Below are 24131 nucleotides of genomic sequence, written 5' to 3'. Positions count from 1 at the left end.
TCAAATAAAAGAATAGTTAAGATTATGTTAAACTATTTTAAAAATAAAAAAGCCCGCGGGGTTATCCTGAACCGCAAGCACAAAGTCCCGATTATTTGGATAAGAGAGGGAACGTCAGTATAAAGGTTGTGCCTTCTCCCACTTTGCTTTTAACTTCGATTTGTCCCTGATGTTCCTCAACCAGATGTTTCACAATTGCCAAACCCAATCCGGTTCCTCCCGAATCTCTTGCCCTTGCCTTGTCTACCCTGTAAAACCGTTCAAAGATGCGGGGCAAATCCTGTTCCGGAATCCCGATTCCCGTATCGCTGATCTCCAGTTGCCAACGGTCGGTGCCGCCCGTTGCCCGCAACCTGATTTTCCCGCCCTGGGGGGTGTAGTTGATTGAATTGGAAAGCAGATTTAACAGGATCTGCCGGAAACGGTCCTCATCCACTTCTACCTCGAAAGGATGGTCAATTTTTACGGATAAAGACTGGTTCTTGCTTTCAATCTGATCCTGCACCATCCTTCTGACAGACTGCAACAATGATTCAACTGACACTTTGCTGATTTTCAACGGGGTTTGCTTTGATTCAATCTGTGTAAGATCGAGCAGATCGCCAATCAGCCTTTGCAAACGCAAACTTTCTTCATGGATAATGCGCAGGAATTCCCTGGCAGTCTCAGGATCATCCATTGCCCCATCCAACAGCGTCTCCGCAAAACCCCTGATCGAAGTGATCGGTGTCTTCAGTTCATGCGATACATTGGCCACAAAGTCCTTGCGCAATTGCTCCAACCGGCGGATGGCTGTAAGATCATGAAAAACGACAACCACCCCCACACCGTTTTTTTCCACCCACATCGGTGCCAGATTAGCTTCCAGTATTCTTTCCTCCGGGTAATACAAGGGGATTTCTTTCCGTATTCGGGTGTTGGATTCAGCACATTCGGTAATTAACGAACTGATGTCATAGGGATAGGTAAGCTGCCTGAAAGACCGGCCAACCAAATCGGACTGCGGAATGCCAAACATTCGTTCAAATGACCGATTGGCAAGGCTTACCTTTCCTGTCGCATCAATCATGATCAGGCCGCTTTCCATGGATTCGATAATGCTGTTCAGCCTCCGCTCGCTTTTACGGATGGTTTCCATTTGATTTTGCAAACTGTAAGCCATCCGGTTAATTGCCCGCCCCAGAAATGCAATTTCATCCTGCGTATCTGCCCGAACCCGCCGATGAAACTTTTTGCGGGCGATATCCGAGGCTACCTGTGTAATTTCCTCAACAGGACGGGTTATTCCGCTGGCGATGCGCGAACTGAAAAATGCGGCCAGGGCGTAAGCGATAATCAAGCCCAGGATCAGGGAGATCCAGACCTGGCGTAACGACTGGTTGATTTCTTCCATATCCAGTGATAACAAAATGGCTCCCACCACTTGATTGTCACGAATGACGGGAACAGCGGCATATAAATATTCTCCGCGAATGGACGTTTGCACTTCTCTCTCTTTCCCATGATGCAGAACACTGTTTACTTCCGGTATGTTATGGCCATTTTTGTCCAGCCCTGTTTTCAAATCCCGTTCTCCAATCAAATTTCCTGACTGATCAAAAAAATTTATGTGCACATCCAGTGTTTTCTGGAATAACTCTTCCTGCTTCCTCAATTTGCTGTAATCAGTCCATTGGACCGTTTCAGCCAGGACTATTCCTTCCTTCTCCAGGCGGTATGTTAATGAATCCAGATAGGATGATCTCAGCAACAAGGCGACAAAAATCCCTGTCCCCAATACGGAACAACCAATTAAAAGCAGAAATGACCAGGTAATCTTGGAACGCAGTGATCTCATTGTTTTTTAGGCCCTTCAAATTTGTATCCAATTCCCCGTACGGTTTTAATGTAAACCGGGTTGCGTGAGTCGGGCTCTATTTTATCGCGCAGATGGCTGACATGAACATCCACAATTCTTGAGTCGCCCACATAGTCATAATTCCATACCGCATTTAACAACTGGTCCCGTGACAATACCTTGCCGCGATGGTTGGCCATGTAAAGCAGCAATTCAAACTCTTTCGGGGTCAAATCGATCTCCTCGCCATCCCGTAAGACAACATATCCGTCCGAATCAATTTGCAAATGGCCGATCCGGAGCAAAGAACCGCTCTCTTCCGCCTGATGTCCGCCAGTCAGGGCTTCAATCCGCCGGAATATCGCCTTCACCCGTGCTGTAAGTTCCCGCGGGCTAAACGGTTTGGTCATATAATCATCAGCACCCAGTTCCAGTCCCAGCACTTTATCCAGTTCATCCGTTTTTGCCGTCAGCATCAGGATAGGAATATGTTTTCTCTCCTGCCGCAAACGCCGGCATACCTCCAACCCGTCCAACTTGGGCAACATCAGGTCCAATACCACCAGATCCGGGTCCGTCTCTTTTACCATTTTGAGAGCCATGAGTCCATCATAGGCAACCTCAACCAAATAGCCTTCTTTTTTCAGGTTGAACTGAACCAGCTTCACGATTGATGCTTCATCATCCACTACCAGGATTTTTTTGCTCATTTTGCAGCCCCCCTCTTTACTACCGGTAAATTATTTCTAATTTATTAATCTATTATTTACAATGAAAATCATAACATAATAAAGTTAAGAAAAAGTAAAAAACACCCTCTTGTCAGAAGGTGTGTTTTCCCAATTCAGAAATTATCAAAAACATTATGAAAAATCGGCCGCAAGGGCTGCGGAGGCAACACGACGATTTCTCCTTCTGCAATTGTTCGCTGATTGCCGGTAACAAGCGCTTGCAGGGTTATTGTTTTATCTGTCTGACATTTATGGCTCACTTTCAATAACAGGAATATTTCTTTTTCTGGATGAAATGTTTCCGGAAAAGAGATGCGCATCTCTTTCATGACGCTTCCAGGCCCCGGCAATTCAGTGGAAATCAGTGCGGAAAGCCAGCTGACGATCAGGCCGGCCGGAACAATCACCTGACCATATCCGGTTTGGGCAGCATAACTTTCTTTCAGGTAGATTGGATTGTAGTCATCGGCGGCACCCAGATAAGCAAAAATATCACGTAAAATGACTTTCCTCTTCACTTCCACACGATCCCCCGCTTGAATCTGGCTCCAATCTTTTCCAGAAGCTGTGATTTTGCCAAAGTCCAACGAAACCCCTCCTTGTGTATACGCTTACATTTTATCACAAACTTATACTGAAAATTCACAGAAAAGCAAAAATAACTCCATTTCTTTTTAAGAAAATATCTGGTTTAATTATCTTTAGTTTTCCGACTTTCCCCGTTTTTCATGAGCCTGGTGGTAAAAAAGCCGGGAATCCTGTTTCCGGGGCCAGACTGCAGCAGATTTTTTAAGGTTTCAGTACGTCTATGCCCTTGCCTGATGCAAGATGTTTCGTTTGAACAACGCACCCGTTTCCATCAAAAGTTTGTCCGCTCGTTCCTGCAAAAACTTTGCCCTGCAGAAAAGCCCAGGGGCAAAGCCCCCGGGCACATTTATTATTATTTATTGTAATACTTTCATTACGTTTCTTACAGATTCAGCCGATTTATCTAATGCTTTCTTTTCATCTTCTGTTAATTCAAGTTCAATTACTTTTTCCAATCCGTTACCGCCCAGGATGGTTGGCACCCCAAGATACAGATCCCGGTAGCCATATTCACCTTCCAGGTAAGCAACTGCGGGCAGGATCCGTTTTTTATCTTTCAGGATTGCTTCTGCCATTTGTACCAGTGAAGCAGCCGGAGCATAATAAGCGCTTCCGTTACCTAACAGATTTACAATTTCCCCTCCACCTTTGCGGGTACGATTAACAATGGCTTCCAGCCGGTCTGCGGGAATCAGTTTTTCCAAAGGAATGCCGCCTGCATAGGAATAGCGTACCAAAGGTACCATATCGTCACCGTGTCCGCCCAGAACAAATCCAGTGACATCTTCAACAGAAATGTTCAGTTCTTCGGCGACGAATGAACGGAAGCGGGCGGTATCCAATACGCCGGACTGGCCGATTACGCGGTTTTTCGGGAATCCGGAAGTCCGATAGGCTTCATAGGTCATGGCATCTACCGGATTGGTCAATACAAGAATAATACAATCAGGGGAGTATTTCACCACTTGTTCAGTGACTGATCGGATAACCCCGGCGTTAATGTTTACCAGATCATCCCGGCTCATACCAGGTTTACGGGCAACCCCTGCCGTTATGATTACCAGATCTGAATCTTTGGTATCCTCATAATTGCTTGTGCCAACAATATTGGCATCAAATCCCTGTACAGGACTTGCTTCAAACATATCCAGGGCTTTTCCTTTGGTAGGCCCTTCCACTTTGGGAATATCGACAAGCACAATGTCTCCCAATTCTTTTTGTGCGAGCATCAATGCTGTCGTACTGCCGGTAAATCCTGCACCAATTACGGAAATTTTTCTGCGACGAATGGCCATTATTGTTCATCCTCCTCAAGTTATTTACATGTTAGAAATAAGATGATCAGCGAATTCGGAGCATTTCACCTGTGTGGCTCCATCCATCAAACGTGCAAAATCATAAGTTACCGTCTTGTTACTAATTGTATTGCCCATTGCCTTATAAATCAGTTCAGCAGCTTCACGCCATCCCAAATGTTCCAACATCAATACTCCCGATAAAATCAGTGAACCCGGATTAACTTTATCCATCCCTGCATATTTTGGGGCAGTTCCATGAGTTGCTTCAAAAATGGCATGACCTGTAATGTAGTTAATGTTTGCTCCGGGGGCGATTCCAATTCCGCCAACCTGAGCCGCCAATGCGTCAGAAATATAATCTCCGTTTAAGTTCAAAGTAGCAATCACGTCATATTCAGTGGGACGTGTCAGAATTTGTTGCAGGAATGCGTCTGCAATAACATCTTTGACAATCAGTTTTCCTTCTGCTTCGGCTTTTGCCTGTGCATCATTTGCAGCGTCAATTCCGTATTCTTCCTTAATGCGGTCATACTGGGCCCATGTAAAAACCTGATCAGCATAATCGCGTTCTGCAACTTCATATCCCCAGTTTTTGAATGCCCCTTCTGTAAACTTCATAATGTTGCCCTTATGTACCAAGGTGACACTGCTGCGATTATGTTGAAGTGCATATTCGATTGCTGCTTTTACCAGCCGTTCCGTTCCTTCTTTGGAAACTGGTTTTATGCCAATTCCGGCGGTTTCCGGAAAACGGATTTTTTTGACACCCATTTCATTTTGCAAGAAGTCAATTACCTTTTTCACTTCTTTGCTTCCGTATTCCCATTCGATCCCGGCATAAATATCCTCAGAATTTTCGCGGAAGATGACCATGTCCACTTTTTCAGGATGTTTGACGGGAGAAGGAACACCTTCAAAATAACGGACCGGACGCAAGCAAACATACAGATCCAGTTCTTGTCTCAGTGCCACATTGAGCGAACGGATTCCGCCTCCAACAGGAGTGGTAAGGGGCCCTTTGATTGCAACAAGGTATTTGCGAATGGCTGTCAGTGTGTCTTCGGGCAACCATTCACCCCATCCATTATATGCTTTTTCTCCAGCATATACTTCATACCATGCAATCTCTCTTTTACCATTATACGCTTTTTTTACTGCTTCATCTAATACACTTTTGGTGGCGGCCCAAATATCCGGACCTGTTCCATCACCTTCAATAAAAGGAATAATGGGTTGATCCGGTACATTAAGTACTCCGTTTTGTACAGTAATCGGTTCTCCTTTGACGGGAGCTTCCAAATGCTTGAATGGCATTATGATTCACACTCCTTTAAATGATCAAAAGGGACAGGATTCTTCACCCGTCCCTCCAATACAACTTTGATTTACTATTGAAGTGGCGGGCTTCCTGTATTCAAGAAAACCCTTACGTAAATAACTGCATTTTTTGTATTTTTCATACACAGCAACCTGATTGTACCAAAAATCTGTCAAATTTGCGAGAAAGCAAGCCTCTTCCTGCAAAAAACTTGCTTTCTGCTGCTTATGTTTAAGAATCACCATCAAACCGGGATTAACGTTGATCAACCGAAACATAAACCTGGTTGGTTTTTCCAACATATTCGGCCCGCGGGCGAATGAGACGGTTGTGAGCGTATTGTTCCAGAATATGGGCTGTCCATCCGGTAACCCGACTCATCGCAAAAATCGGTGTAAATAACTTTCTCGGAATCCCCAGATAAGTATAAACAGTCGCAGAATAAAAATCTACGTTAGGCTGCAAACCTTTCTTTTCATAAACAAGTTTTTCTATCTCTGTAGACATATCAAACCATTTGGTATCACCAGTCTGACTGGCCAACTGACGTGACATTTCCCGTAAATGTTTGGCGCGGGGATCTCCGTTTTTGTAAACGCGATGGCCAAAGCCCATGATTTTTTCTTTATTGTCAAGTTTGGCCTGGATCACTGGCTGGATCCGATCCATTGTTGCGATTTCTTCCAATGTCGCCATCACCTGTTCATTCGCACCGCCGTGCAACGGGCCTTTTAACGTTCCGATAGCAGTCGTTACCGCAGAGTAAATGTCAGAAAGTGTTCCGGTTGTTACCCGGGCTGCAAATGTTGAAGCATTCAATTCATGGTCTGCGTGCAGAACAAGGGCTTTGTCAAAAGCTTTTACGGAAACAGGTGTGGGTTCTTTTCCAGTCAGCATATAGAGAAAGTTAGAAGCAAATCCCAGGCCTTTTTTTGGTGCGACAGGTTCCAGACCTTGTTGGATTCTGGCATATGCGGTAATAACGGTCGGGATTTTTGCTGTCAACTTGATGGCTTTGTTTTTATTGGCTTCAACGCTGTTATCTTCTGCTTCTTCATCAAAAAGGGCCAGTGATGAAACAACCGTACGCAATACGCTCATCGGATGTACATCTTTAGGGAACATTTTCAGTTGATGGATGGCTGCTTTTGGGACTTCAGCGTGCTGTTCCAGTTTTTCCTTTAACTGGTCCAATTCCGCTTTGGTCGGGAGATAGCCATTCCACAGCAGAAAAGCGACTTCTTCAAAGGTTGCGTTATCTGCCAAATCATCAATATTATATCCGCGGTAGGTTAAAACCCCATCGACAATCGAACTGATTTCCGAATTACAAACGACTACTCCTTCAAGGCCTCTGGCTATTGTCATATGATCGCTCCTTTACAAAAAAATTTATACTATTTGGGCACTACGGCTTTACTTTGAAACCAGTTAAAGAAAGCTAAATTGAGAAATTTTAAACGAATGAGCAATCATTCTCTTAATTGATTATAAAGTATTTTTTCTGATAATACACTACTTGTTCGTATTTACACAAATTTTAGATTTTTTCTACATATTTGTTTTGAGAATTTGCTTTTTTGTTCAGTAATTTGACACGAATGTGTATCAGCTCAGTTTCCTTCAGCAGTGCCCATACGTTTTTGTCGATTTTTATTTTATCATAAATTGAACAATTTATCACACCTGATATTTATTATTATTTAGCGATTAATAAATCCTATGAATTTTTTGTTTTGAATTTCCTTTATTGGCAATGATTTGGCCGTGCTATAATACTTACAAGAATGTGTTTTTAGGAGGTTACCCGGCAGATGGTCTTTCCTCAATGGGCAGGGCCCGTCCTCAGAGCTTTTGTGGTAATTGCCACGTTGTTTGGTACATATTTGTTGATTTCCTATACGATGCCGCTTGTCTATCCGTTTGTAATCGGATGGCTGATTGCGATGCTGATCGAGCCCATGGTCAAGTGGCTGGAACGAAAAACCAGGATTCCGCGGTGGGCAGCGGTCACCATGATTCTATTGCTGCTTTTAAGCCTGTTGTTGTCACTGGTCATTTTTTTGGTCGCCGAAATTGTTGTGGAGCTGACCAAGCTTGCCGATTTTCTGCCTGCGATCATTGAAAAAACGGGACAAACCTTCGTTCAGATGTTCACACAGGAAAATACGGACTTTCAGCGGATCATTGATACCGTGCAAACATACCTTGAAAGAAATCCGGAACACGAACAGCGAATATCTGCCAGCATTCAGGAAAACATCGGGATCATCGCCAACAAGGGTACGGAACTGATTACGGAAATTGTAGCCGGAATCGGGCGTTTCATCAGTGATCTTCCCTATATTATCACTGTACTTGTATTCATTACCCTGGCAGCCCTTTTTATCGGTCTGGACTGGCCGCGTTTAAGGCGCAAAATCATAAGAATCGTACCCAAAAACATATTAAAGACCGCCAAATATATTACCGCCGATTTGAAAAGGGCGTTATTCGGTTTTGTCCGTGCGCAAATTACCCTCATCACTATAACTGCTGTAATCATGTTTATCGGACTTACCATTTTGGATGTCCCTTATGCATTTACCATTGCTTTTATCATCGGGCTTGTTGATTTGTTGCCATATCTGGGTGTAGGTGCAGTACTGGTTCCCTGGATCATTTACCTGTTTTTGACGGGCAATTGGTATTTGGCAATAGGGTTGACCATCGTTTATGGAATCATTATCATTTTCCGCCAGTTCCTGGAGCCAAAACTGGTCGCCAGCAATGTTGGAATTGATCCGCTGCTCACTTTAATTTCCCTTTTTGTGGGTCTGAAACTGTTCGGGATTCTTGGACTGGTGTTAGGTCCGGTCACGATTGTTATTTTGATAGCACTCCATCGGACCCATGTGTTTCAGGATATCTGGAGATATATTATCGGCAATCAAAAATGGCCCTCTCGCCAAAAATATGAATAAGCATGGAGACCGTTTTTCTCCATGCTTTTGATATTTGGCGGGACATTAACCCTGATGTCAGCATGGGAAGCTTGACCGGATTTTTGCCGGAAAACTCTTACAACCATCTAATCATGCCCGTTTTTATCGCCGGTACCAGATGATTTCGCCGTTTTCCAGTTTCTTTTTCAACCAGCGTTTCAACAGATGCTTGACAATGGCGCGGGTATAGGGAAATACCAGTAAAAACCCGGCGATATCGCTAAAGAACCCGGGCGTGATCAGCAAAATTCCTCCCGACAATATGCAGACTCCATCCAGCAAAGCTTCAGCCGGCAGCTCCCCGTTATTCAGCTGGATCATTGCCAGCCGGTAAGTATTCCATCCTTCCCGTTTTGCCAGGTAACCGCCAAGCACACCTACCAGAATGACCAATATAATGGTAGGAAAAGTCCCAATCCATCCCCCAACCGTAATCAGTCCCCAAATTTCCACGATTGGAAGCAAAATGATCAAGCCGATGATCACCCACAGCATCAATTATTCTCCTCCTTTTGCAGTCAGGCGGGACAACTGCATGTAAAGTTCAGGGAAAGAGTGTTTGAGATTAACCCGTTTCATTTCCTGATTTACCCACAGATGAATTGATTCCCCTTTTGCCAGGCGCCTGCCTGTTTCCTGGTGAATCACTTCATAGGAAAAAATGATCTTGCTCCGGTTAAATTCACCGATTTTTGTACGGACAATTACCGGGTCGTCATACCGGGCCGGGTACTCATACTTACAGTGAATATCCACTACGGGCAGCAATAATCCCCTTGCCTCCAGATCCTTGTATGAAAAACCGCGTTCTCTCATCATTTCGGTACGACCTACTTCAAACCATACCAGATAATTTGCGTGATAAACCACGCCCATTTGATCAGTTTCCTGATAACGAACGCGCAATTTAGTTTCTGCCAGATTTTCCATCATATTACTACCTCCAGGCACTTATTTAAGACATTTGACATATTGTCTTAATGATAAACCTGTTTTTATAATATCCTTAGCAAATACAAATCGACGGAGCTTCCCCTGACACATATTTCAAATCTTCTTCTCACATAATGAGAATAACCCATTCTCATTCGCACAACAATCTAAAAAGGGAGGGACATTGATGAGCCTTAGAAAGAAAAGAAAAATACGGAGAAAACTTCGCTGGTGGGTATACCCTCGTCTAGGATTGGTTCCAATCACATTCATTTATCTGCACTAATATGAAAAGCGCTGGTCTTTCCAGCGCTCTTTGTTTTACAGAATTTTTGCGATTCCCGAATAGATATGGCCGGTATCTGTATCAACCGTTACCTCTTTTTCCGCAGCCAGGAGTTTTGTTGCATCTTCCACGCCCACAACGATGGGGATTCCAAGGCTTACGCCTACCACTGCTGCATGTGAGGTCAATCCGCCTTCCTCAGTTATGACGGCTGCCGCCTGATTAAACCATTCCGCCATTTCTTTGTCTGTACCGCGGGTTACAATAATGGCACCATCCACCATTTTCCGTTTCAATTCATCCGCACTGTTGGCAACGACAACAGGCCCGGCCACTACCTTTTTGCCGATTCCCTGCCCTTGAGCGATCACTCCGCCAATCACATGCACTTTCATCAGATTCGTTTTCCCTGATCTTCCCACAGGAATCCCCGCAGTAATAACAACCAGATCCCCCTGTTTCACATAATTGTTTTCCAAAGAGGTGGAGATGGCCGAGGTAAACATTTCATCCGTTGTGGTGGCATCGGCCCCCTTTACCGGGTAAACTCCCCATACCAGCTGTAATCTTTTTAAAGTCGATTCGTTCGGAGTTACAGCGATAATTGGAGTTTTGGGACGATATTTCGAAACCATGCGCGCCGTATACCCTGATTCTGTTGATGTCAGGATCGCTGAACACTCCAGTGTGTAGGAAGTTTGAACCACAGCCTGACTGATCGATTCGGTAATGGTCTGGCTCATTTCCCTGATTTTTTGCTGGAACCGTTCTTTATATCTCAGGGATGCTTCAGTTCGAATGGCTATCCGGGCCATGGTGCTGACGGATTCTGCCGGATACCTGCCGGCAGCCGTTTCCCCTGACAGCATAATCGCATCCGTTCCATCCAGGATCGCATTAGCCACATCACAGGTCTCTGCCCGGGTAGGTCTCGGATTGCGCTGCATGGAATCAAGCATCTGGGTTGCCGTGATCACCGGTTTTCCCAGCTGGTTACATTTATAAATCATCTCTTTTTGCAAAATCGGCAAATCTTCGGCCGGAATTTCGACACCAAGATCTCCCCGGGCAATCATTAATCCGTCACTGACCTCCAGGATGGAATCGAGATTTTTAATTCCCTCCTGATTCTCGATTTTGGATATAATCGGGATATTGGTTTGATATTCCTCTAGGATTTTCCGGATTTCCAAAACATCCTGCGGTTTTCGCACAAAAGAAGCCGCAATAAAATCAGCCCCATGCCTGATCCCAAAGATAATATCTTCTTCATCTTTTTTTGTAATGCCTGGCAGGTTGATCTTGACTCCGGGGATATTTACACCTTTCCGGCTTTTTATGACACCGCCGTTTTTAATTGTGCAATAAATCTCCGTGCCTTCAACCCGATCCACCTTCAATCCGATCAGCCCGTCATCAATCAGAATGGTGGAACCCGGGTTTACATCTTGCGGCAACCCTTCGTAGGAAACCGAGATGCGTTTTTCGTCTCCCAGGATGGGCTTCGACGTTAGAATGATCTTTTCTCCGGCAACCAATGTCGCCTCACTTTCTTTCAAATCGCCGGTGCGGATTTCAGGTCCCTTTGTATCCAGCAAAATGGCAATATTTTTCCCTTCTTCTTCTGACGCTTTCCGAATCCCTAAAATCCGCTGCTCATGTTCTTCATGTGAACCATGCGAAAAGTTTAGCCGGGCAACATCCATGCCATTTCTCATCAATGTTTTTAACATGGAAATATCTTCACTTGCCGGGCCAATGGTACATATGATCTTTGTTTTGCGCAGCATTCCAGTATTCAACCCCTAACCAAAGTCAAATTGACAGAATTTTAGCCAGTTCATACAGTTCCAAATCAGGCAGGTGCTTGTTGGCAAAAGCTTCATCAATATTTACGCCTAAAACCTTGTTATTGCGGATCGCCACCATTTTATCCTTTTCACCTTTAACCAGAAGCTCGACGGCCTTGGCACCCATCCGACTGGCCAATACACGATCGAAAGCTGTTGGAGACCCACCGCGTTGCACGTGCCCAAGTACGGTCACTCTTGTTTCCACACTAAGCGCCTGTTTGATTTTTTCCCCAAATTCAACGCCGCTGCCTACGCCTTCCGCCAAAACAATGATGCTGTGCCTTTTTCCCCGTTCGCTGGCAAATCTGACACGTTCAATCACTTCATCCAGATCAAATGGCGCTTCAGGGATCAAAATGGATTCCGCTCCGTCAGCAAGTCCGGCCCACAAAGCGATGTCTCCGGCATTGCGGCCCATTACTTCAATCACATAGGCTCTTTCGTGTGAAGTCGCTGTATCACGAATCCGGTCAATGCACTCAATGACGGTATTAATCGCTGTATCAAACCCGATCGTAAAATCGGTTCCTGAAATGTCATTATCAATCGTACCGGGTATTCCAATGGTTGGAAAACCTAATGATGTCAGCGCCTTGGCTCCGCGAAAACTGCCATCTCCACCAATTACAACTAAACCATCAATTTTGTTTTTCTTCAACTGTTCAACCGCATTTTTCCGGCCTGCTTCAGTTTTGAATTCATCGCACCGCGCACTGTACAGAACGGTACCGCCGCGATGAATAATATCTCCTACCGATCTCAAACTTAAGCGTTTCATGTTTCCTTCAATCAGACCGGCGTATCCGCTTATAATCCCGTATACTTCCAATCCGTGGTAATGACCGGTTCTTACAACTGCTCGTATCGCTGCATTCATTCCTGGTGCATCGCCGCCACTGGTCAGTACTGCTATCCGTTCCATCCTATCATCACCTCTTGATATTTATACTTCCCTATCCCATAGGGACAAAAAACGTCCATGCGGGACAAAAAGATAACCCGTATAGGGTTAAGTGGTTCTACATTTTGGTAAGTAAAGTATACTCACCGATCATAGCATATTTTTGGTATCGATCTCCAATCAATTCTTCCTCTGACATGGAAAGTAATGGAGATAAATGTTTAATAATGGCTTGTTTAATATATTTAGATTGTAACACGGGATCTTTATGAGCTCCACCTTTTGGTTCTGAAATAATTTCGTCAATAATACCCAATGATTTCAGGTCAGCAGACGTAATTTTCAAAGCTTCTGCAGCCTCCTGCGCTTTCGTTGCATCCCGCCACAAAATCGCAGCCGCTCCTTCCGGAGTGATCACGGAATAGTAAGCATGCTCCAGCATCAACAGACGGTTTCCGACGCCGATTGCCAATGCCCCGCCGCTTCCTCCTTCACCGGTAACCACACAAACAATTGGAACGGAAAAACCGGCCATCTCCCGCAGATTTCGAGCAATTGCCTCGCTCTGTCCCCGTTCTTCTGCCTCCATCCCGGGATGGGCGCCTTGCGTATCAATAAACGTAATGATCGGACGACCAAATTTATTGGCTTGCTGCATTAAACGGAGTGCCTTGCGGTAACCTTCGGGATGAGGCATCCCAAAATTGCGGGCAATTTTTTCTTTCGTGCCGGTTCCCCGCTCATGTCCAATCACGGTTACAGGGCGGCCATCCAATTTGGCAATTCCGCCCACGATTGCCGGATCATCGCCATAAAGACGATCTCCATGCAATTCCATGAAATCGGTAAAAATGGTACGGATATAGTGCATTGTCGTTGGACGGCTGGCATGGCGGGCAATCTGTACTTTTTGCCAGGTTGTCAGATTTTTGTAAATTTGCTTTTCCAAATTGGTTGCCTTGTTTTGCAAGGTTTGAATTTCATCCGACAAATCTATCCCTTTTTGCTGTGAAAACTTTTCAAGTTCAGCAATTTTTTCTTTTAATTCCAACAATGGTCTCTCAAATGGCAAATAATTATTTTTCATCAAGCTTCCCTCCGATCAGCGTGAATATCCAGTATGCGTATCAGTGTTTCACGCATCTTCGAACGAGGAACTACTTGATCCAACTGCCCGTGTTTCAGCAAGAACTCGGCTGTCTGAAAATCATCCGGCAACTTTTGGCGGACCGTCTGTTCAATCACCCGCCGGCCGGCAAAACCGATCAGTGCACCTGGTTCAGCAATATTGATATCACCCAGAGAAGCAAAACTTGCCGAAACGCCTCCCGTCGTCGGATTGGTCAACACCGAAACAAACAACAATCGGTGACGATTCATTTTCTGTAAAGCGGCACTGGTTTTCGCCATCTGCATCAGGGAGAGAACTCCCTCCTGCATGCGTGCCCCTCCTGAAGCAGCAAAAAGTATAAAAGGAAATCTTTTTTGCACAGCCTTTTCGGCAGCACGGGCGATTTTCTCCCCTGCCACAGAACCCATGCTTCCCATGCGGAAACGTGAATCCATCACACCCAATACAACCGGGTAACCGCCTATATACCCTTCACCGGTTACGACTGCTTCATTCAATTTGGTTTTTTCCATATCCTTTTGCAATTTATTACGGTAACCAGGAAATTGCAAAGGATCTTCAGACTGCAAATCCTGATCATATTCCACAAAACATCCGGTATCAACCAATGATTCTATGCGTTCCCACGCAGACATGGAAAAATGGTAATCGCAAGCCTTACAAACGTTCAGATTTTTTTCCAGTTCTTTTGTAATCAAGATTTCTCTGCATTTGGGGCATTTTTGCATAATTCCTTCGGGAATATCCTTTTTCACCTGTTCTGAAGGAATGGTTGCGTACTTTTTCTGTTTCCTGAATAAATCTCGTAACACGTTAACACCTTCTTTAGGAAACTTTCTCGTTGCTTCAGTCAAGTTCCCGCTTTTATTATGATTCACAGTGCCAATCGAAACAACCGGCAAAAATATGTCTGTCCATCCCTTTCATTCAGATAATGTATGGACAAACCCCTGATTATATTCAGTCTTTTATCAGTCTTTTTTGCACAGGGGTCCCCCATTTAATATCACAAACAGAATGATAGATCCAATGAATGAATCCGTCTTTTGTCCAAAAAAGCTCCCAAATCCGAGTAATCGCTTCACTTTCCAATGGGGATCAACCATTTGGAAAGGAGGCGGTTACCCGGCTAGAGCCACTTTAATTAATCAGCGAATCCTTTCACTGGGGTTTTTTCACATTCACAGACTTGTTTTCTGGTCAATTGTTTCGTTTTTTGATAAATAATTTCCGGATCGACGACAATCCTGGCTTCTCCCGTTTCCATTGCCTTTTTGGCAACTTCCATGGCCACTTTTGGTGCCACGCGCGGATCAAACGGTGCCGGGATCACATAGTCCGGATGCAATTCATGTTCTTCGATCAGGCTGGCAATGCCATAAGCAGCGGCGATTTTCATTTCATCGTTAATCGCTTTTGCCCTTACATCCAGAGCCCCGCGAAAAATCCCCGGAAACGCGAGCACGTTATTCACCTGGTTTGGGAAGTCGGAGCGCCCGGTACCAACCACTTTCGCACCGGCCTTTTTTGCCTCCTCGGGCATAATTTCCGGAACCGGATTGGCCATGGCAAATATAATCGGATCTTTGTTCATCAACTGTACCATTTCAGGGGTAACGGCTCCCTCGACGGAAACGCCGATAAAGACATCCGCGTCTTTGATGACATCGGCCAGTTCTCCGCGTTTGAGACTCTGGTTTGTAATTTCGGCCACTTTTTCCTTGATTGGATTCATCCCGTAAGGACGTCCCTGATAAATGGCCCCTTTGCTGTCACACATAATAACATCCCGAACACCCATCCTGATCAGCAGCTGAATAATTGCAATTCCTGCCGCACCTGCACCATTGGCTACGACACGGATCTCTTCCATTTTCTTTCCGACAACCTTGAGCGCATTGATCAGCCCGGCCAGTGTAACAATCGCCGTGCCGTGTTGGTCATCATGAAAAACAGGAATGTCCAGTTCTTTTTTCAGTCGCTCTTCAATGATAAAACAATTCGGTGCAGCGATATCTTCCAGGTTGACTCCGCCAAACGTAGGTGACATTAATTTGACAGTTTCCACGATTTTATCAATTTCAGTAGTATCCAAACAGATTGGAAATGCATCCACACCGGCAAAGGATTTAAACAGAACAGCTTTCCCTTCCATCACCGGCATGGCTGCTTCCGGACCAATATTCCCGAGTCCAAGGACAGCCGTACCATCAGTAACGACAGCCACCAAATTCCCTTTTGATGTATAATCATAGATTGCGTCCAACTGACCATGAATTTCCCTGCAAGGCTCCGCCACTCCAGGCGAGTAAGCAAGACTGAGATCATATGCCGTGTCAACCGGAACTTTGGATTGCACAGTCAATTTACCCCGCATTTCCCGGTGCAATCGCAACGATTCTTCTCGCAAGTTACCCAAAAACCATTCTCTCCTTTATATCCGAATAAAGTGATCTGACCATTAATAAAACACATTATACCAAAACCAGGGAGAAGAGAAAACGATACAGATTATCTTGTATTTTCATTTCATGCCTCAGATCCAGATTCTTTCGCCCCTGTTCGTTTTTTCTGATTATTCCCTTTCCGGACAAGGAAAAAACGTTCCCTGTTCGTCTTTCCCCGTTTACTCAACCTTTTCGACTAATATCACCAAAAATGAAAGTTTTGTGAGTCGATCTGCCCTTTCTGTTCTTATTTTAAAAAATAATTAAAATGTTAATAATAATTGAATAAATGCAATTTTGTCTATAGAAAGATACTTTTTATTTAATTTAACATTTGTTACCGGCGATTTAAACATTTTTTTCGTACAAAAATTGCAGTCTCCTTGCTTGGGAAAAGTCTTGACTTTTAAGAGTGGAACAATCAATGAGAACAATGAAGATTTCCATATATGGGGATTGCAGGGCCTGCAAAAAGAGGAACATCCTGAAAGAGGCAATTCAGATGAGATTCCTGAAACCCTTGGATTTCCGGTTTCGGGAACGACTGCGGTTTATGATTTGTCTGTAACTTATCCGCCAGGCATCCTGCCCGGATAAAAACTTATATATTCATATTAATTGCTATCGTTTTAAATAAATGTCCATTTTATATTTTACTATTTAAATGAAAAAATAAAATCTATTTCCCTGTCAAAAAGAAAAGCCCATAAACGAGCTTTTCCTTATGTTCCCTCGCCAGCTCATTTATTTTCTATAAAACTAGATCCAATTCCCGTTTGGCCACTTTCTCAAACCAACAGGCTTCGTCAGACAGCAATCCTTTGACATATTCCCGTGCTTCCCACTGATGGGCCGTAGCAAAACCCAAATCTTCTCCCATCCATACTTCCCATCCCTTTTCCTGTCCCGGACCCTTGTTCACTTTTATATCCAGTCCGTAGCTGACGTCAAAAAAGTTCCAGATTCTGTTGGTTTGAAACACATTCTCCAGATAAGAATCCGTAGACCCCCGAAACCGTTCATATAAAGGATGAAGCTGATAAACAACCTGATCCATCTCCAGATAAACAGCCTGCTGCTCCGTATCATTTTTGCGGGAAACAAAAAAGACCTTTGACGGTTCAAAACGGATAACATACTGTTCATCCAATACGGGATCAACCAATTTTCGAGTCATTTGTTTTCTCCAAAGCTTTTTGACCGCTCTTTCCATCAGGATCCCTCCAACAATAACAGAAAAATTAGTAATACATATTCTGATCTAAAAATTATATTTATACAATATCCATTATAAACCATGACGAAAAAATTTCACCCCAAAAAAGGAAATAAAAAGGCGGGATTATTTCACCCCGCCTCAGGAAGCTGAAATCATTCAGTTCACAAAAACATAACCCAAATAATAATTTTTATGGTCTCGGCTGTCTTTCCTTCAGGCCGGGGGTTCCTGCATTTTGCCTTTTGGGGCAGATTTTTCCCCGACCTTTTCTGGTTTCAATCGGTATAATCGGAAATATCGGTATCCAAATTCACTTGTTCATTCAGTACATACGGCTTCAGATCCGGATGCTTGTGGGCTATCTTTGCCGACGCTGCGGCGGCAATTCCGGCTACAATATCATCCAGAAACACATGGATTTTACTTCCATGGTTATTCAGCTTTTGCATGATCCCGACTTTATTTTTGTCCAGATAGCCAAAACTGGTCAGCCCGATGGTTCCGTAAACATTCGTAATGCTTAATGCCAGAATTTCATCAATCCCGTATAAAGGCTCATCCACTTCCATGATGGTTTGAAAAGGTTCGGGCAATTTTTTCTGTTCCGCCAGCATATCCAGAGAAATCCCTGTAATAATGGCATGTTGGACTTCCCTTTTTTTCAGGACCGATTTCACATTTTCCTCACAATATTGAAGCGACAGCTGTTCGTTATACGGTGACTGCAACTGATAAACGATTTCTGCAATGCCCCTGATAGTGACGCCACGTTTTTTCAATAAATTCAACGAATGTTCATAAAACACGTTTCCACCCTCTTCAAAGGCTTTCGCCCATTTAAATAAGTAAATATATTCCAGCTTTTTTTATTTATGCTTTACTCTCAGCCCGTCTTCCCCGACAATCTGTTTAAGCCTGGAAATGCATGATTCCGTCAGCGAGATCCCATACCGGTCAACCGGCAGGGCACGCAGCTTTTTTACCCGTTCATAATACAAATGGACAGGAGTGTTTCCGGGGTTGTCCAAAATAACTGTTTTCAGACGACTCAACAAGTCCGGGCGTTCCATCTTTTGTGAGATGCGCAAATACAGGATGGTTTGGGAATAGGTCTCGAGAACCTTCAGCTCCCGTAAATCCCTTACCCAATCAATGATTAATTTAACCTGATCCTCCTCATCTTCTTGCACTGTTCCTTTGATGAAAAGCAGGGAACCCTCTTCAATCCGGGTCCGGTACCTGGCAAAACCTTTTGGAAACAGAACAGCTTCCACCTGACCCCTGCGATCGGCAACTGTCAAAAAGGCCATCTGTTCCCCTTTTCTGGTTCGAATCACCTTCATTCTGCTGACCCAGCCGGCTACCTTTACCTGTTCCCTGTCGCGGCAATTCCTGAGTGCAGCAATGGTATGGGTAGCGGTCTGGTTGATCACATTTTGATAGGCGTCCAGCGGATGCCCGGACAAATACAGGCCCAACAGTTCCCGTTCTTTTTCCAGGTTCTCCTGCTCCGTAAACGGAGAAACCCGGCTACTGGCAAGGAACCGGTTGATATCTTCACTTTTCTTTTCGGAAAAAACCAGACTTAACTGGCTCTTGTTGGCCAGCTGTTTTTCCAACATGGAGGTATCGATCACTTCATCCAGAATCGCCAAATTCTGTGACCGATGACCGGGAAAGGAATCCATCGCACCGCATTCGATCAGGGAAGACAGGACACGGCGGTTGCACATGTGCAAATCAATGCGGCGGCACAAATCCAGCAAATCGTGAAAAGGCCCTTCTTTTCGAGCCTCTATGATATTTTTGATGGCTGATGTTCCCACATTCTTTACCGCCAGGAGCCCGAAGCGGATCGAACTGTTTTCCACGGAAAAGGTCAGGTCACTCTTTTGCACGTCAGGTGGCAAAACCCTGATCCCCATACGCCTGGCTTCTTCGATGTATTCAGCCAGTTTGGCATGATTTCCGACCACTGTTTGCAGAAGCGCGGCCATAAATTCGAGGGGATAGTTGGCCTTCAGATAGGCGGACTGGTAGGCAAGAACACCATATGCAGCCGAATGGCTCCGGTTAAACCCGTAATCGGCAAATCTTACAATCAGATCATAAATCTGCTCTCCCGTTGGTTCATCATATCCCTGTTCCATGCATCCTTTAACAAACGCCTGCCGGTATTCCAACAGCCATTCCCTTTTTTTCTTGCTGACCGCACGCCTCAGCAGATCAGCCTGTCCCAGGGAAAAGCCGGCCATTTTGGCCGCAATCTTCATGATTTGCTCCTGGTAAATAATGATGCCATAGGTATTCTCCAGAATCCCTTCCAGATCGGGATGAAGGTAATGCACTTTTTCCAAACCGTTTTTGGCCCGGATAAACCGGGGAATTTGTTCCATGGGCCCAGGCCGGTGCAGGGCCAGTGCAGCAATAATATCTTCAAAACGGGTCGGTTTCATCTCCTTGAGCACTTTTTGCATGCCCGGAGATTCCAACTGGAACACACCCGTTGTTTCTCCCCTGGATAACATGTGATACGTAGCCGGGTCATCATATTCCATTTGTGAAAAGTCCGGAGCGGTTCCACAGGACTGTTTGATAAACCGAAGCGCATTTTCAATAATGGTCAAATTCCTTAACCCCAAAAAATCAGCTTTCAACAACCCGATATCTTCCAATACTTCCATCGGGTACTGGGTAAGCGGAATTCCTTCGTTTCCTTCCTGCAAGGGTACAAAGTTTGTCAGAGGTTCACTTGAAATCACGACTCCGGCCGCATGGGTCGAAATATGCCTCGGTATGCCCTCAATTTTTTTCACCGCTTCCAGTAACCGGGACATCTGCGGATCTTTCCCCAGCTGTTTTAACCGTGGCTCGAGCTGACAGGCCTTTTCCAGTGTCATGCCGGGATTGCCCGGAATCATCTTTGCCAGTTTGTCAACGGTTGAATAAGGCAATCCCATCACACGTCCCAGATCCCGCACAGCTGCCCGGGGAGCCATCGTACCAAAGGTAATGATTTGTGCGACATGGTCAGCTCCATATTTTTCCACAACATAACGAATTACTTCGTCTCTTCGTTCATAATTGAAATCTATGTCAATATCCGGCATGCTCACCCGTTCCGGATTGAGGAACCGTTCAAACAGAAGACCGTAGCGAATCGGGTCGATCTGAGTAATGTAAAGGACATAAGCAACCAGGCTTCCTGCTGCCGATCCGCGGCCAGGCCCGACTGCAATCCCCTGTTGATGTGCAAACCGCACAAAATCCCAAACGACAAGAAAATAATCATTCAGATCCATCCGGTCAATAATCTTCAATTCATAATCCAGCCTGTCCCTGATCCGGGCAGTAATGGTTTCAAACCTCGACCGAGCCCCCCGGTAACACAGTTTTCGCAGATAATCTCTTGCATTCATGCCGTCAGGCACTTTGAACCGTGGAAACAGATGCTGCCCCAAGGGAATATCTACCTTACATCGCTCGGCAATCCTGACCGTATTATGAATCGCTTCCGGGACATGCTGAAAAAGTTTTTTCATTTCTGCCGCGGACTTCAGGTAAAACTGGTCGGAAGAAAAACGCAGGCGATTTTCGTCTTTTAATTTGCTTCCTGTTCCAATGCACAGCAGACAATCGTGAATGGCATTATCGCTTTTCTCGATATAATGGACATCATTGGTGGCAACAAGGGGAATATCCATCTCTTCAGCCCACCGGATCAAAACCCGGTTAACTTTTTGCTGTTCCGGCAGCTGGTGGTCCTGCAGCTCAAAATAAAAACAGTCTTTTCCAAATATTTCCGTATATTCCCCGACCAGCCGTCTCGCTTCGTCATAATCGCCACGTAAAATCGCCTGGGGAATCTCCCCGTTCAGACAGGAACTGGTGGCAATCAATCCGCTCGCGTATTTCCTTAGCAGCTTCCGGTCAATCCGCGGTTTGTAATGGAAACCATGCAAATGCGCTTCTGTGGACAGGCGAATCAGGTTCCGGTATCCTTCGTTTGATTCCGCCAGTAACAACAAATGATAGTTTTTCTGTTTTTTCAGGGATGGTTTCTTTTGATAATCATCGGGGGTAAGATACATCTCACAGCCAATGACAGGTTTGATCCCTTCTTCCAGGCAGGTTTTGTAGAACGGAAGCACTCCGTACATGACACCGTGATCGGTAATGGCCAGTGCCTTCATTCCTGACTGTTTGGCTTTTGCAATTACTTCTTTGATCCGTGCTGCCCCATCTAACAAACTGTACTCCGTATGAAGGTGCAAGTGGACAAAATCATCTCGCTCCACACAACCAACCTCCTATCTCTTAACTCTATTATATCAGAGCAATAATACAGAATATTCTTTAAATATACTTTTACATATTTTATTAGACCGCGTCATAGGGTGGAATAAGTAACCGATTGGAGGCCGTGGGGGTTATGGAACAGGAATTTTGGACAACAGCTGTCCTGGATTTTTTGATCGCGCTGGGGGTTGTGCTTGGCGGAGTTATTCTGGGTGGACTGGGAGCGTTTATAACCGATGAATATCCGATGTTTAAAATGATGCGTCTTGCTGAACAGCTGAAAATATGGGCCATGGTGGCTGCCATTGGCGGTACCTTTGATACGATCAAAAATTTCGAAATTACCATTCTGGGAGGCCAGCTGAATTTGGCATTCCAGCAGATCGTTTTTATTGTAAGTGCTTTTTTGGGCGCCCATACCGGAACGGTTCTGGTTCGCTGGCTGATTCAGGGTGGGTTCTGATGGCCAAAGGAATTGTCCGGGGATTTGAAAAAAATCGTCGCTGCTTCGTCATGTTTCTGTTGGGAATCATTGCAGGAAGCAGTTTTTTTCTCTTTGTGTACGGGCAAAAAATAGACGGGCTGCTCTCTGAACGCAATGCCATTTACTATGCCAACAACCAGAAATACAAAGAGATTATGAAATTGCAAAAAGAACTTGAACAGCTGTCTAAAAAAGGAAGCAGCGCACAAAAAGAAGAGAAACGGATCAAAAAAATCATGGTGGAAGTGGATGCGGAACAGTCGTATATCACAGATGCCGTCAAAGCGCAAATCGAAAAAAAACTGGCTCCCTTCCTTGACAAATCCATGGACTGGATCGGCAACAATCCCGAAATCCTGGAACTCATCCTCGAAAAAGAACAGGTCATCATCGAAGACTCGCAAAAAACCAGGGTGGAAGTTCATCTGAAATACGTCTCTTTATATGATGAAACGTTAAAGATCTGGCTGAAAGTCGAGGATCTTTCCGGCAGTCAAATTTCGGATACAGTAAAGTAGTGCATCTTCTTCCGTAATAAGGTATGATGTTTTTAAGAAAAAGGGGGAGTTGCCTTGATCATTAGTCCAAAGAAGATTGCTCAGGCAAAAGTCAAAAAACTGAAAGATGGCTATTCCGCTTTTGCTGAAACAGAAAAGGTTGCAGCCTTGATCAGGAAACAATTGAAAAAACTGGATATTTATGTAATCGTTGATAAAACAGACCACGGATACTGGTTTATCCCCCACAATTCCGGAAAAGGAACAATAGGAATTACATCTGGGAGCGCCTCATCAGGTTGAACGAGGCGTTTGTTTTAACGGGAGGTATTCATAATGACCGTCTTCATGATTATTTTGGTATCGCTCATTTGCCTCAGCATTTTTGGCACCTTTTTCAACAGTATCCTGTCCAGACGGAAACAGGGGGTCCATAAACAGATTTATCGCGCCCGCATGAATGTGAACATGGGCATCATGTTTATTTCTATTGCCATTTTGCAGATTATTTCGATATCTCTGTCCATTATTCAGGGAATACTGATGGCCCTGGTTTTCGGATTGGGTTTTGTAAACCTTTACTACGGTATTAAAAACAGCCGCTTTTACAAACAGATTCAAAACAAACAAGAAGCATGACTGTGTCAACCTTTGCCGGAGAATTGAGTATCAACAATGCGGTCATATTGCCACCGTCAATTTTTATCCGGCTGCCGTTTGGCGTACACGATAAATCCGGGAAACTTCTTTTGCCTGAAAGTCTCCTCACAACAAAGGGGAAAGCCATATATTCAAGTGTCAAAGTTAATAAAAACCTTTACATTCAGTCTCCTTCCTCATGCTCTATTTCATACTGCCCGGGGAGTTTGCATATCACTGGCAGAGTTTCCCCATACTGTCAAAAAACTTGTACACCCGAATTAACAACCGAAGAGATGCTCTGACCAGACCACCGGTTTTGTATTTTGCCCGGAAAAAAGAAAGAGACATGGTTTGAATCCATGTCTCGAGCTTGATGACAAACCCCAAGCTTTTTCGCAAGAAAAGGGCTTGGGGTTGTATATTTCAGGGAGATAAACAAATGAAGGAAATTCAATTTATTAATTAGCCGGATCACAAGGCTTTTTCCTCTCTTCGAGAGGAGCAAAGCCAGTTTTTTAACATTTTGGGCCATGGCCGTAAGGAGGCATTGCTCTTTCACTTTGGCAAGCCCCCTGTAACGTGCATAGCGAAGACTATGCAGTTCTTTTGCGTCAGCAAAGCTGCGCTCAATGGTTTCGCGACGTCGTTTGTACAGTTGTTTTCCTCTTTCACTCAAACGTTT

The 24131-nt window shown here is 44.6% G+C and carries 24 protein-coding genes and 1 pseudogene; 7 read left to right on the top strand and 18 right to left on the bottom strand.

What is annotated here, in order from left to right; translation table 11 throughout:
• Positions 1-91: 91 nt before the first annotated feature.
• From pnpS to H2C83_RS04640, 7 genes are all read right to left on the bottom strand, one after another.
• The gene (gene pnpS / locus H2C83_RS04670; RefSeq protein ID WP_181738274.1) at positions 92-1837 is read right to left on the bottom strand and encodes a two-component system histidine kinase PnpS; all 1746 of its coding nucleotides are present in this window, start codon (positions 1835-1837) and stop codon (positions 92-94) included.
• Positions 1834-2547 carry a response regulator transcription factor gene (locus H2C83_RS04665; protein WP_181738272.1) on the bottom strand — a complete coding sequence of 238 codons (714 nt, stop codon included), beginning with the start codon at positions 2545-2547 and terminating at the stop codon, positions 1834-1836. Before H2C83_RS04665 ends, pnpS begins: the two co-directional genes overlap by 4 nt.
• Positions 2548-2681: 134 nt before the next feature.
• Complete coding sequence (locus tag H2C83_RS04660; protein ID WP_181738269.1) at positions 2682-3155, bottom strand: FAS1-like dehydratase domain-containing protein; 474 nt, start codon at positions 3153-3155, stop codon at positions 2682-2684.
• Positions 3156-3512: 357 nt separating this feature from the next.
• On the bottom strand, positions 3513-4451 hold the full coding sequence (gene mdh / locus H2C83_RS04655) for a malate dehydrogenase (protein ID WP_181738267.1): 939 nt from the start codon (positions 4449-4451) through the stop codon (positions 3513-3515).
• A gap of 24 nt (positions 4452-4475) precedes the next feature.
• Positions 4476-5768, bottom strand: a complete 1293-nt coding sequence (gene icd, locus H2C83_RS04650; protein ID WP_181738265.1) for an NADP-dependent isocitrate dehydrogenase — start codon at positions 5766-5768, stop codon at positions 4476-4478.
• A gap of 24 nt (positions 5769-5792) precedes the next feature.
• Complete coding sequence (locus H2C83_RS04645) at positions 5793-6050, bottom strand: hypothetical protein (RefSeq protein ID WP_181738263.1); 258 nt, start codon at positions 6048-6050, stop codon at positions 5793-5795.
• Complete coding sequence (locus tag H2C83_RS04640; protein ID WP_181738261.1) at positions 6028-7140, bottom strand: citrate synthase; 1113 nt, start codon at positions 7138-7140, stop codon at positions 6028-6030. The genes H2C83_RS04645 and H2C83_RS04640 overlap by 23 nt, the downstream gene beginning before the upstream one ends.
• Before the next feature lie 446 nt (positions 7141-7586).
• Here H2C83_RS04640 and ytvI point away from each other — a divergent pair, with 446 nt between their 5' ends.
• The gene (gene ytvI, locus H2C83_RS04635; protein WP_181738259.1) at positions 7587-8735 is read left to right on the top strand and encodes a sporulation integral membrane protein YtvI; all 1149 of its coding nucleotides are present in this window, start codon (positions 7587-7589) and stop codon (positions 8733-8735) included.
• A gap of 2 nt (positions 8736-8737) precedes the next feature.
• Complete coding sequence (locus H2C83_RS04630) at positions 8738-8878, top strand: hypothetical protein (RefSeq protein ID WP_181738256.1); 141 nt, start codon at positions 8738-8740, stop codon at positions 8876-8878.
• Here the strand turns inward: H2C83_RS04630 and H2C83_RS04625 are convergent.
• The 7 genes from H2C83_RS04625 to ystJ form a co-directional block, all read right to left on the bottom strand.
• On the bottom strand, positions 8859-9251 hold the full coding sequence (locus H2C83_RS04625) for an FxsA family protein (RefSeq protein ID WP_181738469.1): 393 nt from the start codon (positions 9249-9251) through the stop codon (positions 8859-8861). The genes H2C83_RS04630 and H2C83_RS04625 overlap by 20 nt on opposite strands.
• Positions 9252-9254: 3 nt before the next feature.
• Positions 9255-9689 (bottom strand): acyl-CoA thioesterase, encoded by a 435-nt coding sequence (locus H2C83_RS04620; protein WP_181738254.1) that lies wholly within the window; start codon positions 9687-9689, stop codon positions 9255-9257.
• A gap of 321 nt (positions 9690-10010) precedes the next feature.
• Positions 10011-11765 (bottom strand): pyruvate kinase, encoded by a 1755-nt coding sequence (pyk, locus tag H2C83_RS04615; protein ID WP_181738253.1) that lies wholly within the window; start codon positions 11763-11765, stop codon positions 10011-10013.
• A gap of 25 nt (positions 11766-11790) precedes the next feature.
• A complete protein-coding gene (gene pfkA, locus H2C83_RS04610; RefSeq protein WP_181738251.1) occupies positions 11791-12750 on the bottom strand; it encodes a 6-phosphofructokinase in 960 nt (319 codons plus the stop codon).
• A 97-nt stretch (positions 12751-12847) separates the two neighbouring features.
• The gene (locus tag H2C83_RS04605) at positions 12848-13816 is read right to left on the bottom strand and encodes an acetyl-CoA carboxylase carboxyltransferase subunit alpha (RefSeq protein ID WP_181738249.1); all 969 of its coding nucleotides are present in this window, start codon (positions 13814-13816) and stop codon (positions 12848-12850) included.
• Positions 13816-14673, bottom strand: coding sequence for an acetyl-CoA carboxylase, carboxyltransferase subunit beta (accD, locus tag H2C83_RS04600; protein ID WP_181738247.1), 858 nt, complete (start codon positions 14671-14673; stop codon positions 13816-13818). The genes H2C83_RS04605 and accD overlap by 1 nt, the downstream gene beginning before the upstream one ends.
• 332 nt (positions 14674-15005) lie before the next feature.
• Positions 15006-16238, bottom strand: a complete 1233-nt coding sequence (gene ystJ, locus H2C83_RS04595) for an NADP-dependent malic enzyme (protein ID WP_181738467.1) — start codon at positions 16236-16238, stop codon at positions 15006-15008.
• 457 nt (positions 16239-16695) lie between these two features.
• Here ystJ and H2C83_RS04590 point away from each other — a divergent pair, with 457 nt between their 5' ends.
• A complete protein-coding gene (locus H2C83_RS04590; protein ID WP_181738246.1) occupies positions 16696-16905 on the top strand; it encodes a hypothetical protein in 210 nt (69 codons plus the stop codon).
• A 154-nt stretch (positions 16906-17059) separates the two neighbouring features.
• Here the strand turns inward: H2C83_RS04590 and H2C83_RS04585 are convergent, their stop codons facing one another.
• From H2C83_RS04585 to H2C83_RS04575, 3 genes are all read right to left on the bottom strand, one after another.
• Positions 17060-17521 (bottom strand): hypothetical protein, encoded by a 462-nt coding sequence (locus H2C83_RS04585; protein ID WP_181738244.1) that lies wholly within the window; start codon positions 17519-17521, stop codon positions 17060-17062.
• Between the two features lie 281 nt (positions 17522-17802).
• Complete coding sequence (locus tag H2C83_RS04580) at positions 17803-18333, bottom strand: phosphatidylglycerophosphatase A family protein (RefSeq protein ID WP_181738241.1); 531 nt, start codon at positions 18331-18333, stop codon at positions 17803-17805.
• Positions 18334-18393: 60 nt separating this feature from the next.
• On the bottom strand, positions 18394-21825 hold the full coding sequence (locus H2C83_RS04575; RefSeq protein ID WP_181738238.1) for a DNA polymerase III subunit alpha: 3432 nt from the start codon (positions 21823-21825) through the stop codon (positions 18394-18396).
• Between the two features lie 134 nt (positions 21826-21959).
• On the opposite strand from H2C83_RS04575, the gene H2C83_RS04570 reads away from it, so the two are divergent.
• Genes H2C83_RS04570 through H2C83_RS04555 form a run of 4 tightly spaced genes read left to right on the top strand, consistent with a single transcriptional unit; the run spans position 21960 to position 23446 of the window.
• The gene (locus H2C83_RS04570) at positions 21960-22289 is read left to right on the top strand and encodes a YtrH family sporulation protein (protein ID WP_181738237.1); all 330 of its coding nucleotides are present in this window, start codon (positions 21960-21962) and stop codon (positions 22287-22289) included.
• A complete protein-coding gene (locus H2C83_RS04565; RefSeq protein ID WP_181738235.1) occupies positions 22289-22828 on the top strand; it encodes a hypothetical protein in 540 nt (179 codons plus the stop codon). Before H2C83_RS04570 ends, H2C83_RS04565 begins: the two co-directional genes overlap by 1 nt.
• 54 nt (positions 22829-22882) lie before the next feature.
• Positions 22883-23110, top strand: coding sequence for a YtzJ family protein (locus H2C83_RS04560; RefSeq protein ID WP_181738233.1), 228 nt, complete (start codon positions 22883-22885; stop codon positions 23108-23110).
• Positions 23111-23143: 33 nt separating this feature from the next.
• Complete coding sequence (locus tag H2C83_RS04555; RefSeq protein ID WP_181738231.1) at positions 23144-23446, top strand: YtpI family protein; 303 nt, start codon at positions 23144-23146, stop codon at positions 23444-23446.
• 493 nt (positions 23447-23939) lie between these two features.
• Here H2C83_RS04555 and H2C83_RS17645 read toward each other — a convergent pair.
• Positions 23940-24131: pseudogene (locus tag H2C83_RS17645) on the bottom strand (transposase); the annotation flags it as partial.

It is taken from the genome of Thermoactinomyces mirandus (assembly GCF_013868055.1).
In the GTDB taxonomy this organism is placed as follows: Bacteria; Bacillota; Bacilli; order Thermoactinomycetales; family Thermoactinomycetaceae; genus Thermoactinomyces; species Thermoactinomyces mirandus.
This window is presented reverse-complemented; position numbering and strand designations above follow the sequence as displayed.

What these genes read in the sequence shown, in the direction of transcription:
- H2C83_RS04665 (WP_181738272.1), bottom strand. Translation starts at nt 2,547, where the DNA reads ATGAGCAAAAAAATCCTGGTAGTGGATGATGAAGCATCAATCGTGAAG.
- H2C83_RS04565 (WP_181738235.1), top strand. Translation starts at nt 22,289, where the DNA reads ATGGCCAAAGGAATTGTCCGGGGATTTGAAAAAAATCGTCGCTGCTTC.
- pyk (WP_181738253.1), bottom strand. Translation starts at nt 11,765, where the DNA reads ATGCTGCGCAAAACAAAGATCATATGTACCATTGGCCCGGCAAGTGAA.
- ystJ (WP_181738467.1), bottom strand. Translation starts at nt 16,238, where the DNA reads ATGCGGGGTAAATTGACTGTGCAATCCAAAGTTCCGGTTGACACGGCA.
- H2C83_RS04585 (WP_181738244.1), bottom strand. Translation starts at nt 17,521, where the DNA reads ATGGAAAGAGCGGTCAAAAAGCTTTGGAGAAAACAAATGACTCGAAAA.
- H2C83_RS04555 (WP_181738231.1), top strand. Translation starts at nt 23,144, where the DNA reads ATGACCGTCTTCATGATTATTTTGGTATCGCTCATTTGCCTCAGCATT.
- H2C83_RS04570 (WP_181738237.1), top strand. Translation starts at nt 21,960, where the DNA reads ATGGAACAGGAATTTTGGACAACAGCTGTCCTGGATTTTTTGATCGCG.
- H2C83_RS04630 (WP_181738256.1), top strand. Translation starts at nt 8,738, where the DNA reads ATGGAGACCGTTTTTCTCCATGCTTTTGATATTTGGCGGGACATTAAC.
- H2C83_RS04620 (WP_181738254.1), bottom strand. Translation starts at nt 9,689, where the DNA reads ATGATGGAAAATCTGGCAGAAACTAAATTGCGCGTTCGTTATCAGGAA.
- pnpS (WP_181738274.1), bottom strand. Translation starts at nt 1,837, where the DNA reads ATGAGATCACTGCGTTCCAAGATTACCTGGTCATTTCTGCTTTTAATT.
- H2C83_RS04640 (WP_181738261.1), bottom strand. Translation starts at nt 7,140, where the DNA reads ATGACAATAGCCAGAGGCCTTGAAGGAGTAGTCGTTTGTAATTCGGAA.
- ytvI (WP_181738259.1), top strand. Translation starts at nt 7,587, where the DNA reads ATGGTCTTTCCTCAATGGGCAGGGCCCGTCCTCAGAGCTTTTGTGGTA.
- mdh (WP_181738267.1), bottom strand. Translation starts at nt 4,451, where the DNA reads ATGGCCATTCGTCGCAGAAAAATTTCCGTAATTGGTGCAGGATTTACC.
- pfkA (WP_181738251.1), bottom strand. Translation starts at nt 12,750, where the DNA reads ATGGAACGGATAGCAGTACTGACCAGTGGCGGCGATGCACCAGGAATG.
- H2C83_RS04625 (WP_181738469.1), bottom strand. Translation starts at nt 9,251, where the DNA reads ATGCTGTGGGTGATCATCGGCTTGATCATTTTGCTTCCAATCGTGGAA.
- H2C83_RS04605 (WP_181738249.1), bottom strand. Translation starts at nt 13,816, where the DNA reads ATGAAAAATAATTATTTGCCATTTGAGAGACCATTGTTGGAATTAAAA.
- icd (WP_181738265.1), bottom strand. Translation starts at nt 5,768, where the DNA reads ATGCCATTCAAGCATTTGGAAGCTCCCGTCAAAGGAGAACCGATTACT.
- H2C83_RS04645 (WP_181738263.1), bottom strand. Translation starts at nt 6,050, where the DNA reads ATGTTTCGGTTGATCAACGTTAATCCCGGTTTGATGGTGATTCTTAAA.